This window comes from Streptomyces sp. NPDC056347, assembly GCF_042262625.1.
In the GTDB taxonomy this organism is placed as follows: Bacteria; Actinomycetota; Actinomycetes; order Streptomycetales; family Streptomycetaceae; genus Streptomyces.
The window spans coordinates 1-11,531 of record NZ_JBHJQP010000106.1 but is presented as its reverse complement, the minus strand read 5'-3'; the positions used below and the strand labels follow the sequence as shown (position 1 = coordinate 11,531).

General features: G+C 71.4%; 12 protein-coding genes. 9 read left to right on the top strand and 3 right to left on the bottom strand.

Going from position 1 to position 11,531, the window contains the following annotated elements; genetic code table 11:
• Positions 1-9 precede the first annotated feature (9 nt).
• From ACFCV8_RS23270 to ACFCV8_RS23260, 3 genes are all read left to right on the top strand, one after another.
• On the top strand, positions 10-459 hold the full coding sequence (locus tag ACFCV8_RS23270) for an RrF2 family transcriptional regulator (RefSeq protein ID WP_376687341.1): 450 nt from the start codon (positions 10-12) through the stop codon (positions 457-459).
• Between the two features lie 142 nt (positions 460-601).
• Positions 602-1,798 (top strand): globin domain-containing protein, encoded by a 1,197-nt coding sequence (locus ACFCV8_RS23265; protein WP_376687340.1) that lies wholly within the window; start codon positions 602-604, stop codon positions 1,796-1,798.
• 19 nt (positions 1,799-1,817) lie between these two features.
• Positions 1,818-2,735 carry a 1-aminocyclopropane-1-carboxylate deaminase/D-cysteine desulfhydrase gene (locus ACFCV8_RS23260; protein ID WP_376687339.1) on the top strand — a complete coding sequence of 306 codons (918 nt, stop codon included), beginning with the start codon at positions 1,818-1,820 and terminating at the stop codon, positions 2,733-2,735.
• Here ACFCV8_RS23260 and ACFCV8_RS23255 read toward each other — a convergent pair.
• Entirely contained in the window at positions 2,708-4,312 is a 1,605-nt protein-coding gene (locus tag ACFCV8_RS23255; RefSeq protein ID WP_376687338.1) for a Na+/H+ antiporter, read from the bottom strand. The two genes, ACFCV8_RS23260 and ACFCV8_RS23255, sit on opposite strands and share 28 nt — an antisense overlap.
• A 56-nt stretch (positions 4,313-4,368) precedes the next feature.
• On the opposite strand from ACFCV8_RS23255, the gene ACFCV8_RS23250 reads away from it, so the two are divergent.
• The 3 genes from ACFCV8_RS23250 (at position 4,369) to ACFCV8_RS23240 (ending at position 6,223) form a co-directional block, all read left to right on the top strand.
• Positions 4,369-4,629: a UBP-type zinc finger domain-containing protein gene (locus tag ACFCV8_RS23250; RefSeq protein ID WP_376687337.1), complete on the top strand. Its 261-nt coding sequence runs from the start codon at positions 4,369-4,371 to the stop codon at positions 4,627-4,629.
• Positions 4,630-4,859: 230 nt separating this feature from the next.
• On the top strand, positions 4,860-5,273 hold the full coding sequence (locus ACFCV8_RS23245) for an anti-sigma regulatory factor (RefSeq protein ID WP_072483809.1): 414 nt from the start codon (positions 4,860-4,862) through the stop codon (positions 5,271-5,273).
• Between the two features lie 23 nt (positions 5,274-5,296).
• Positions 5,297-6,223 (top strand): RNA polymerase sigma factor SigF, encoded by a 927-nt coding sequence (locus tag ACFCV8_RS23240; RefSeq protein ID WP_376687336.1) that lies wholly within the window; start codon positions 5,297-5,299, stop codon positions 6,221-6,223.
• A gap of 92 nt (positions 6,224-6,315) precedes the next feature.
• On the opposite strand, the gene ACFCV8_RS23235 is transcribed toward ACFCV8_RS23240, so the two are convergent.
• Positions 6,316-6,771: a hypothetical protein gene (locus tag ACFCV8_RS23235; protein WP_376687335.1), complete on the bottom strand. Its 456-nt coding sequence runs from the start codon at positions 6,769-6,771 to the stop codon at positions 6,316-6,318.
• Positions 6,772-6,934: 163 nt separating this feature from the next.
• Between ACFCV8_RS23235 and ACFCV8_RS23230 the strand changes: the two genes are divergently transcribed.
• Both ACFCV8_RS23230 and ACFCV8_RS23225 read left to right on the top strand, forming a co-directional pair.
• Entirely contained in the window at positions 6,935-7,903 is a 969-nt protein-coding gene (locus ACFCV8_RS23230; protein ID WP_376687334.1) for a diacylglycerol/lipid kinase family protein, read from the top strand.
• A 320-nt stretch (positions 7,904-8,223) separates the two neighbouring features.
• On the top strand, positions 8,224-8,481 hold the full coding sequence (locus ACFCV8_RS23225) for a WhiB family transcriptional regulator (protein WP_003953983.1): 258 nt from the start codon (positions 8,224-8,226) through the stop codon (positions 8,479-8,481).
• A gap of 203 nt (positions 8,482-8,684) precedes the next feature.
• On the opposite strand, the gene ACFCV8_RS23220 is transcribed toward ACFCV8_RS23225, so the two are convergent.
• Positions 8,685-10,151, bottom strand: a complete 1,467-nt coding sequence (locus ACFCV8_RS23220; protein WP_376687358.1) for a histidine kinase N-terminal domain-containing protein — start codon at positions 10,149-10,151, stop codon at positions 8,685-8,687.
• A gap of 522 nt (positions 10,152-10,673) precedes the next feature.
• On the opposite strand from ACFCV8_RS23220, the gene nagB reads away from it, so the two are divergent.
• On the top strand, positions 10,674-11,459 hold the full coding sequence (gene nagB, locus ACFCV8_RS23215) for a glucosamine-6-phosphate deaminase (RefSeq protein ID WP_376687333.1): 786 nt from the start codon (positions 10,674-10,676) through the stop codon (positions 11,457-11,459).
• Positions 11,460-11,531: the final 72 nt, after the last annotated feature.

The window sequence follows — 11,531 nt, the reverse complement described above, 5'->3', positions numbered from 1 at the left end:
GTGACGGCCATGCGGCTGACGAGATTCACCGACGTGGCGCTGCGCGTACTGATGCGCCTCGCCGTCGCGGAGAACGAGGACCTGCCGACCACCCGGGAGGTGGCGGCCACCATGCAGGTGCCGTACACCCACGCCGCGAAGGTCGTCGCCAGGCTCCAGCACCTCGGCCTCATCGAGGCGCGACGGGGCCGCGGCGGCGGGCTCAGCCTGACCGGCGCGGGGCGCACCGCCTCGATCGGCGGGCTGATCCGGGAGCTGGAGGGCCCCGGCGACGTCGTCGACTGCGAGGGCAGCACCCCCTGCCCCGTACGGTCGGCCTGCCGGCTCCGCGGCGCCCTGCGCGGCGCGACGGAGGCCTTCTACGCCACGCTCGACCCGCTCACCATCACCGAACTCGTCGCCGCACCCACCGGGCCGCTGCTGATCGGCATCAGCAGTACCCGGCCGGACACCGGCTGAGCCGTACCGCGATCCGCGGCACGGCCCGACAGCCACCCGCCCCGCCGGCTCCACGCTCCGCGCAGCCCGACCGCGCGCCGCCCGGCTCCGGCATGCCCAAAAATACGCATCTCAAATACCAATTTAACCGCAAGGAGTCCCGATGCTCTCCGAGACGTCGACCGCCACCGTCCGTGCCACCCTGCCCACCGTGGGCGCGGCCATCGGGGACATCGCCGACCTCTTCTACCGCAAGCTCTTCGAGGCCCACCCCGAGCTGCTGCGCGACCTCTTCAACCGGGGCAACCAGGCGTCCGGCGCCCAGCGGCAGGCCCTCGCGGGCTCCATCGCCGCGTTCGCGGCCCACCTGGTCGAGCACCCGGACACCCGGCCCGACGTGATGCTCGGCCGGATCGCCCACAAGCACGCCTCGCTCGGCGTCACCGCCGCCCAGTACGAGGTCGTGCACACCCACCTGTTCGCCGCCATCGCCGAGGTGCTCGGCGACGCCGTCACCCCGGAGGTCGCCGCCGCCTGGGACGAGGTCTACTGGCTGATGGCGGGCGCCCTCATATCGATCGAGGAGCGGCTCTACGCGCAGCAGGGCGTCGTCGCCGGCGACGTGTGGCGCATGTGGGAGGTGGCCGCCCGGGTCGAGGAGACCGACGACGTCGCCACCTTCCAGCTCCGCCCGGCCGACGGGGCGCCCGCGCCCGCCTTCCGGCCCGGCCAGTACGTCTCCGTACAGGTGGAGCTCGCCGACGGGGCCCGCCAGATACGCCAGTACAGCCTCTCCAGCGCCCCCGGTTCGGAGCTCCGCTCCATTACCGTCAAGCGGGTGCGCGAAGCCGGGGCGCCCGACGGCGAGGTCTCCAACCACCTCCACGCCGAGGTGGCCGCCGGTGACGTGCTGCGCGTCTCCGCCCCGTACGGCGATCTGGTGCTGGACTCCCCCGACGCGCCGGTCCTGCTCGCCTCCGCGGGCATCGGCTGCACCCCGATGCTCTCGATGCTGGAGCACCTCGCGGCGACCGGCCACCGCGCCCCCGTCACCGTCGTGCACGGCGACCGCTCCCCCGCCACCCACGCGATGCGCACCGACCACGCCCTGCTCACCGCCAAGCTCCCCGACGCCGCCGCCCACTTCTGGTACGAGACCCCCGAGCCCGGCCACCCGGCCGACCGCACCGGCCGGGTCGACCTGAGCGGCGTCGCCGTCGCCCCGGGCACCCACGCCTACCTCTGCGGCCCGCTGCCCTTCATGCGCGCCGTCCGCACCCAGCTGCTGGCCAAGGGCGTCGCCGCGAGCGACATCCACTACGAGGTGTTCGGCCCGGACATGTGGCTGGCCCAGGACTGATCCCGGCGACAATGACGGCATGACCTCCGAAGCGCCCGACCTCTCCCGGCTGCAGCCGGTGCTCCCCTCGCCCCTGCAGCCGGTCGAGGACGAGCGCTTCGCCCGTCACGGCGTACGGCTGGTCCTCAAGCGCGACGATCTGATCCACCCCGATCTGCCGGGCAACAAATGGCGCAAGCTCGCCCCCAATCTGCGGGCCGCCGCCGGGCGCACCGTACTGACCTTCGGCGGGGCGTACTCCAACCACCTGCGGGCCACCGCCGCCGCTGGGCGGCTGCTGGGTTTCGGCACCATCGGCATCGTGCGGGGCGACGAGCTGGCGGACCGCCCGCTGAACCCGGTCCTGGCCGGCTGCGCCGCCGACGGGATGACCCTGCGCTTCGTGGACCGCTCGACGTACCGCGCGAAGGGCGATCCAGCGGTCCTGGAGGGGCTGCTGAGCGCCTACGGGGAGTGCTGCGTCGTCCCGGAGGGCGGCAGCAACGCCCTGGCCGCACAGGGCTGTACGGAGCTGGGGCGGGAGTTGCGCGGCGCGGCCGACGTGGTCGCGGTGGCCTGCGGGACCGGGGGCACCCTCGCCGGGCTGGCCGCCGGGCTCGCGCCGTCGCAGCGCGCCCTCGGCGTCCCGGTACTGCGCGGCGGCTTCCTCGGGGACGCGGTACGCGGGCTCCAGGAGGCCACCTTCGGCGCCCCGGCCGGGAACTGGTCCCTGGACGAGCGCTTCCACTTCGGCGGCTTCGCCCGCACCACCCCGGCGCTGCACGCCTTCGCCGACGACTTCGAGCGGCGCCACGGCCTGCCGGTGGAGCGGCTCTACGTCGCCAAGCTGCTGTACGGGCTGGCCGAACTGGCCGGGGAGGGCGCGTTCCCTTCGGGAACCACTGTCGCCGCGGTCGTCACGGGCCGCCCTCAGGAGGCGTCCGACTCCTCCCGGTAGGCCGCCGCCTCCTCCAGGTCGAGCCGTCTGAGCAGGGTGCGCAGCATCTCGTCGTCGATGTGCCGCTCGTCCCTCAGCCGCACGAAGACCTCGCGTTCGGTGTCGATCGCCTCCCTCGACAGGCGCCGGTACGTGTCGTCCGCCGACTCCCCGGTCACCGGGTCGGCCGCGCCCAGCCGCTCCCACACCGCGTTGCGGCGGCGCTCCAGGACGGTGCGGAGCCGGTCGGCGAGGGGGCCCGGGAGCTGGTTGCGGGGGTCGGCGAGCAGTTCGTCCAGCCGCGCCTCGGCGGCCGCGGACGCCTGGCTCTGGGCCTGCGCCTCGGCCAGCGTCTCGGCCTTCGCGTCGCGCCCCGGCAGCTTCAGGGCCCGCACCAGCACGGGCAGGGTGAGTCCCTGGATCACCAGGGTGCCGATGACGGTGGTGAAGGTCAGGAACAGCACCAGGTTGCGGGCCGGGAAGGGGCTGCCGTCGTGCATGACGAACGGGACCGAGAAGGCGATGGCGAGCGAGACGACGCCGCGCATCCCGGCCCAGCCGACGATCAGCGGCCGGGTCCAGTCGGTGTCCGGCTCGCGTTCCCTGATCCGCCTGGACAGCAGCCGGGGCAGATAGGTCGCCGGATAGACCCAGAGGAAACGCACCACGACCACGGCGAGAAAGACGACGACCGCGTACCGTACGGCCTCGCCCACGGCGTACGTACCGAGGCCCTTCAGTACGAAGGGCAGCTGGAGTCCGATCAGCGCGAAGACCGCGGACTCCAGGACGAACGCGACCATCTTCCAGACGGCCGCCTCCTGGAGCCGGGTCGCGAAGTCGACCTGCCAGGACCGGTGCCCCAGATAGAGGGCCACCACGACCACGGCGAGCACCCCGGAGGCGTGGACGCGCTCGGCCGCCGCGTAGGCGACGAAGGGGATCAGCAGCGACAGGGTGTTCTGGAGCAGCGCTTCCTTCAGGTGGGTGCGGAGCCAGTGCAGCGGCACCATCAGGGCCAGGCCCACCGCGACCCCGCCGGCCGCGGCGAGGAAGAACTCACCCACCCCGGCGCCCCAGCTCATCCCCTCGCCCACGGCGGCGGCGACCGCCACCTTGTAGGCGGTGATCGCGGTGGCGTCGTTCACCAGGGACTCGCCCTGGAGGACGGTCGTGACCCGGCCGGGCAGCCCGACCCGGCGGGCGATCGCGGCGGCCGTGACCGCGTCCGGCGGGGCGACGATCGCTCCGAGGACCAGCGCGGCGGTGAGCGGCAGATCGGGCACGAGCCAGTACGCCAGCCAGCCGACCGCGACGGTCGCGAACAGGACGTAACCGACCGAGAGCAGCGCGACCGGCCGGAGGTTGGCCCGCAGGTCCAGGTACGAGCTGTCGACGGCCGCCGTGTAGAGCAGGGGCGGCAGCAGCAGCGGCAGCACGATGTGCGCGTCCAGGGTGTACGCGGGCACCCCGGGCAGGTAGGAGGCGATCAGGCCCGCGGCGACGAGCAGCAGCGGTGCCGGTACCGGGGTGCGGCGGGCCGCCCCCGCGACCGCCGCGCTGGCCGCGACCAGCCCCACCAGCGGCAGTACGTCCATTCCAGGGCCTCGCATCCTCGGTCCACGATCAACGGCTCCGACGTAACCTGAACATCATGAGTGACTGCTCCCACGTGTCCGCACTGCCGCGCCCCGAACCGGCCCCGCTGAGCAGGACCTGTCCGGACTGCCTGGCGGCGGGCACCCACCCCGTGCAGCTGCGGCTCTGCCTGGTCTGCGGCCATGTCGGCTGCTGCGACTCCTCGCCCCTGCAGCACGCCACGGCGCACTTCAAGGAGACCGGCCACCCGGTGATGCGGAGCTTCGAGCCCGGCGAGAGCTGGCGCTGGTGCTTCGAGGACGGTTCGATCGTCTGACGTCTGGGTACGTCAAACCGGCGCCGGTTGTTCGCAATTGACTGACGCAGACCTCTAGCCACTGTGCGTACCCATGGGCTTACCATGAGTGACAGTCATGGGCTGAGGCCCTGACGACACGGCATCATGGGTCGCGACAGCGTCGCGGACCGGATCCGACGGCGTACCACACGGCTCCGGGGCACCCTTCCCGGATCCTCGAAAGAGTTTGTGCCACCTTGGAGGTGAGGGTGTCCCAGATCGCAGGCGAGCCCGGGAACCAGGACTTCGTGGAGGTCCGGCTGCCCGCTGCGGGTGCCTACCTGTCGGTGCTGCGGACGGCCACGGCCGGTCTGGCAGCGCGTTTGGACTTCACGCTCGACGAGATCGAGGATCTTCGCATCGCGGTCGACGAAGCCTGCGCGATCCTGCTCCAGCAGGCCGTGCCGGGGTCCGTCCTCAGCTGCGTCTTCCGGCTCGTCGAGGATTCTCTCGAAGTCACGGTGGCCGCCCCCACGACGGACGGACGGGCACCGGAGCGCGACACGTTCGCCTGGACGGTGCTTTCCGCACTGGCCGGGAAGGTCGACTCCTCGGTCGCCGACGACCGTACGGTCAGCATCAGCCTCTACAAGCAGCGCGGCGCGGGCCCCGGGCCGGCGTGAGCAACGGGAACGGGGACGGTCCTGTGCGGGACGAATCGATGCGACCAGGGGTGGTGCGAGCAGCAGGCATCCCGGAACAACAGGCCCTGCCGCACCCGGAGGACGGGGCGGACGGGCCGGTTGGCCGTACGGTCGCGGTGGAGCAGTCGCAGGCGGAGCGGGCAGGCCAGATGAGCGAGCACGGGCACCACGATCCACACGACCGCAGCGGGGCGCGGGCACTCTTCATCGAGCTGCGCGCGCTGCCCGACGGCTCGCCCGAGAAGGCGGAGCTGCGCAATCGGCTGGTGCGGATGCATCTGCCGCTGGTGGAGCATCTGGCCCGCCGCTTCCGCAACCGGGGCGAGCCGCTGGACGATCTGACCCAGGTCGCCACGATCGGCCTGATCAAGTCGGTGGACCGGTTCGACCCGGACCGCGGCGTGGAGTTCTCCACGTACGCCACCCCGACGGTGGTGGGCGAGATCAAGCGTCACTTCCGCGACAAGGGCTGGGCGGTGCGGGTGCCGCGCCGCCTGCAGGAGCTGCGGCTCTCGCTGACCACGGCCACCGCCGAGCTGTCCCAGCAGCACGGCCGCTCGCCCACGGTCCACGAGCTGGCGGAGCGGCTGGGCATCTCCGAGGAGGAGGTGCTGGAGGGCCTGGAGTCGGCCAACGCGTACAGCACGCTCTCGCTGGACGTGCCGGACACGGACGACGAGTCCCCCGCGGTCGCGGACACGCTGGGCTCCGAGGACGAGGCACTGGAGGGCGTCGAGTACCGGGAGTCGCTCAAGCCGCTGCTGGAGGACCTGCCGCCGCGCGAGAAGCGGATCCTGCTGCTGCGTTTCTTCGGCAACATGACCCAGTCGCAGATCGCGCAGGAGGTCGGCATCTCCCAGATGCACGTCTCGCGGCTGCTGGCGCGCACGCTGGCGCAGCTGCGCGAGCGGCTGCTCGTCGAGGAGTAGCCGAGGGGCGGGCGGGGCACCCTTGGCGCCCCGACGCCCCTGCCGGCCCCGTACGTCCCCGCCCCCGTCCGGTACCGCCGGACGGGGGCGGCTCAGTCCTGCGGCCCGGCGCCCGGGCGGCGGATGCCGAGGGCCTCGATGGTGGCGGGCCTGACCAGCTGGAAGAGCGCGGTCAGGCTGACCGCGGCGAGAACGATCCCGGCCGGGATCAGCGCGCCGTGCGACCGCAGCAGCGTCCAGACCACCGGGAGCGCGATGATCTGCGTGATGAGCGCGGGGCCCCGGCTCCAGCTGCGCCGCCGCAGCAGACCGCGGGCGGCGGCCAGCGGGATCACGGCGAGCGCGATCAGCGTCAGTCCGCCGGTCTCCGCCTGCTGCGGGCTCTCGGGGCGGCCGAGCAGCCCCATGACCAGCATGTAGATCCCGCCGATGGCGAGGGCCGCCCCTTCCAGGGCGGTGAGTGCGGCGACCAGCGTGATCCTGCTCGGCTTCGCCGGTTCGAGCCTCGGCAGAGGCGTCGAGTCGGGCGTGTTCTGCTCAGTACTCACCCCTGCAGGTTGGCATCCCGGCGACGCGAAAGCGAAGCCGGGGTCGGGAACGACACGGAAATCCGTTGGGCGGATCGCACGGCGGCACCCGCGTCGTCACCGAGCGTGAATGTCATGGGGCAGGACTTCAGAGTGATACCGCGCGGTAGGTAGTCTGGCGGTCATGCGCGCACTTCTCGTGGTCAATCCGGCAGCTACCACCACCAGTGCGCGGACCCGTGACGTGCTCATCCACGCGCTGGCCAGCGAGATGAAGCTTGAGGCCGTGACCACGGAGTACCGGGGACACGCCCGGGACCTGGGCCGGCAGGCGGCGGAGGCCGACGACATCGACCTGGTGGTGGCCCTGGGCGGCGACGGCACGGTCAACGAGGTGGTCAACGGACTCCTCCACGGCGGCCCGGACCTGGACCGGCTGCCGCGCCTCGCGGTGGTGCCCGGCGGTTCCACCAATGTCTTCGCGCGCGCCCTCGGCCTGCCCAACGACGCGGTGGAGGCGACCGGTGCGATCCTGGACGCCCTCGCCAACCGGACCGAACGCACGGTCGGCCTCGGCCTGGCGTCCGGTACGCCCGGCACCGAGGACGAATCCGTCCCGGAACGCTGGTTCACCTTCTGCGCCGGAATGGGATTCGACGCGGGCGTGGTCGGCCGGGTCGAACAACAGCGCGAACGCGGCAAGCGCTCCACGCACGCGCTCTATGTACGTCAGGTGGTCCGGCAGTTCCTCGACGAACCGCACCGCCGGCAGGGCGTGATGACTCTGGAAACCCCGGGGCACGCACCGGTGACGGATCTTGCACTCTCGATAATCTCGAACACCGCCCCCTGGTCCTACCTGGGCAATCGCCCGCTGTACGCGTCCCCGAAGGCCACATTCGACACCGGCCTGGACGTACTCGGACTGAAGCGGCTCTCCACTTCGGCGGTCGCCCGGTACGGCACCCAGCTGCTCACGTCGAGCCCGGAAAAGGGCCCGTCCGGAAAGCACGCCGTTTCACTTCACGACCTCACGGACTTCACCTTGCATTCAAAGGTTCCGCTCCCCTTCCAGATGGACGGTGACCACCTGGGAGTGCGCACAAGTGTGACGTTCACAGGCGTACGCCGTGCACTGCGTGTGATTGTGTGAGTGGAAGGGACCAAAGTCCTTTAACTCGAACGTTTGGGCTGGGATCCACCCCATAGAAGTACGGCTGTGACCTAGTCGACACCGAGGAATCAAAAAAAACTTTCCAGAAGGGGTTGTATCCGCCGCTGAGGTTTGCGAATCTCTACATGGCGATCGGGACGGCCCGCAACACCGGCCTCCACTGAAAGCCAGAACCCCTCCTCACTTGCACAGGACCACAACCAGTTCATCTGGGCGTCGGCCCGTCACCTGCGGGGGGATTCGTGAAAGCGTTCACATTCACAAGCAACAGTATGCAATACCAAGGAGAGGTAGCAGCCATGGACTGGCGTCACAACGCCGTTTGTCGTGAGGAAGACCCCGAGCTGTTCTTCCCCATCGGCAACACCGGTCCTGCGCTGCTGCAGATCGAGGAAGCCAAGGCCGTCTGCCGTCGCTGCCCCGTCATGGAGCAGTGCCTGCAGTGGGCGCTCGAGTCCGGCCAGGACTCCGGCGTCTGGGGTGGCCTCAGCGAGGACGAGCGCCGCGCGATGAAGCGCCGCGCCGCTCGCAACCGGGCGCGTAACGCCAGCGCCTGACCGACGCCACCGCTTCGAGCCTCAGCCAGGCGGCGCGTACAGCGCGTACGCACCACCCCGCCCCCCGAGTCGCAGCGCGCAGTACCCCCCGAAGCGCACGCTTGACCAGTGAGCCCGGACCGTCTCGACGGTCCGGGCTCACTGCTGTGCGTGTCGACCCCGGTCGCCCGTACGGCACAACGCGAACGGGCGGGCCGGGCTTGCTACTTCGCGGACCGGACGGGGATGTCGAGCACGACCTGGGTGCCGCGCCCGGGGGCCGGCACCATGCCGAAGATGCCGCCCAACTCTCCCTCCACCAGCGTCCTGACGATCTGGAGGCCGAGGTTCCCGGCGCGCTGCGGGTCGAAGCCCTCGGGAAGCCCGCAGCCGTCGTCCTGGACCGTGATCAGCAGGCGCGCGGCGGCCGGGGAGCCGCCGCGCACCGCGGACACCTCCACCGTGCCGGACTCGGCGAGCGTGAAGGCGTGCTCCAGGGCGTTCTGGAGGATCTCCGTGAGGACCATCGCCAGCGGGGTGGCCACCTCGGCGTCCAGAATCCCGAAGCGTCCCGTGCGACGGCAGGTGACCTTGCCCGGCGAGATCTCGGCGACCATCGCGATGACCCGGTCGGCGATGTCGTCGAACTCCACCCGCTCGTCCAGATTCTGGGACAGCGTCTCATGGACGATGGCGATCGAACCGACGCGCCGCACCGCCTCGTTGAGCGCCTCGCGGCCGCGCACCGAGTCCATCCGGCGGGCCTGGAGGCGCAGCAGGGCCGCCACCGTCTGGAGGTTGTTCTTCACCCGGTGGTGGATCTCCCGGATGGTGGCGTCCTTGGTGATCAACTCGCGTTCGCGGCGGCGGAGTTCAGTGACGTCGCGGAGCAGGACCAGCGAACCGATGCGGACCCCCTTGGGCTTGAGCGGGATCGCCCTCAGCTGGATCACCCCGCCCTCGCACTCGACCTCGAACTCCCGGGGCGCGTAACCGCTGGCCATCTTGACCAGGGCCTCGTCCACCGGGCCCCGGGAGGGCGCGAGTTCGGCGGTGATCGCGCCCAGGTGGTGGCCGACCAGGTCGGAGGCGAGGCCGAGACGGTGGTACGCGGAGAGGCCGTTGGGGCTGGCGTACTGGACGACCCCGTCGGCGTCGAGCCGGATCAGCCCGTCGCCGACCCGCGGCGAGGCGTCCATGTCGACCTGCTGGTCCGGGAACGGGAAGGCTCCGGCGGCGATCATCTGGGCCAGGTCGGAGGCCGACTGGAGGTAGGTGAGCTCCAGCCGGGAGGGGGTCCGGACGGTGAGGAGGTTGGTGTTGCGGGCGATCACCCCGAGCACCCGGCCCTCCCTGCGGACCGGGATCGACTCGACCCGTACCGGCACCTCCTCGCGCCACTCCGGGTCGCCCTCGCGCACGATCCGGCCCTCGTCGAGCGCCGCGTCCAGCATCGGGCGGCGGCCGCGCGGCACCAGGTGGCCGACCATGTCGTCCTGGTAGGAGGTGGGGCCCGTGTTGGGACGCATCTGGGCCACGGACACGTAGCGGGTGCCGTCCCGGGTGGGCACCCAGAGCACGAGGTCGGCGAAGGACAGGTCGGAGAGCAGCTGCCACTCCGAGACCAGCAGGTGCAGCCACTCCAGGTCGGTGTCACCGAGGGCTGTGTGCTGGCGGACGAGATCGTTCATGGAGGGCACGTGTGCGAGCGTACCCGCGCGGGGGCGATCGTTCCGAACCGGACAGTCCCGCCGTACGTGCTGGGGGAAGAGGCCGAAATTGCGGCGTCCGGACGGATGGACACAGCTAATGGTCTAGTCCACAATGCTGAAGACAGATCTTCCGCTCTCCCCGCACAGGAGGGCGGATCGAGGTACCGCGCTCTCTGCCCTGACCGCGTCGGTACCTCTCCCCGGCCGGGGGCACCGCACACCGCCGGCCGAACCGGACCGCCCGTGACGGGCGGTCTTACTCCGGGCTGCGGTGCCGGACAGGCTGAGGGTCCTGTCCCGGCGCCGTGGCCCGCGGGTGTTTCCGGGGGCGCCGCGCCGCCCCCGATCGCCCCTGATGCCTTCGGCCGCCCTCCGGCGGCCCACTCCACGAGCCGCCGCGAAATCGGGCGCATTCGCCACGCCCGCACCACCCCGGTCTGCTAAATTGGAAGTGATTGGTCTATACCACCTGACTCAACTCTTCAGATCGGCAGGCCCCGCGTGGAAGTTGTCATCGTCCCGGACGCCCAGGCAGGCGGCGAACTCATCGCGGAGGCCATCGGTGCCCTGCTGAGCCGCAGGCCCGACGCCCTGCTCGGCGTTGCCACCGGCTCTACCCCGCTGCCCATCTACCAGGCCCTGGCCGCCAAGGTCCGCTCCGGTGCCGTGGACGCCTCGCGCGCCCGGGTCTGCCAGCTCGACGAGTACGTCGGCCTGCCGGCCGGTCACCCCGAGTCCTACCGGTCGGTGGTGCTGCGGGAGGTCGTCGAGCCGCTCGGCCTGTCCGAGGAGTCCTTCATGGGCCCGGACGGTGCCGCCGAGGACGTCCAGGCGGCCTGCCTGGCGTACGACAGGGCGCTCGCCGAGGCCGGCGGGGTGGACCTCCAGCTCCTCGGCATCGGCACCGACGGGCACATCGGCTTCAACGAGCCGTGCTCCTCGCTCGCCTCCCGTACCCGGATCAAGACGCTCACCGAGCAGACCCGGATCGACAACGCGCGCTTCTTCGACGACGACATCACGCAGGTGCCGCACCACGTGATCACCCAGGGCATCGGCACCATCCTGGACGCCCGCCACCCGGTCCTGTTCGCCACCGGCGAGGGCAAGGCGGACGCCGTGGCGCAGACGGTGGAGGGGCCGGTCGCCTCGATCGTGCCCGCCTCGGCGCTCCAGCTGCACCCGCACGCGACGGTGGTGGTCGACGAGGCCGCCGCATCGAAGCTGAAGCTGGCGGACTACTTCCGCGCCACCTACGCGGCGAAGCCGTCCTGGCAGGGGCTGTAGGCCCGTCCGGCGTACGAAAGGACCGGAACGCCGTCACCACCTCCCGGTGCCGGGCGTCCGCCGTGCCCGCAC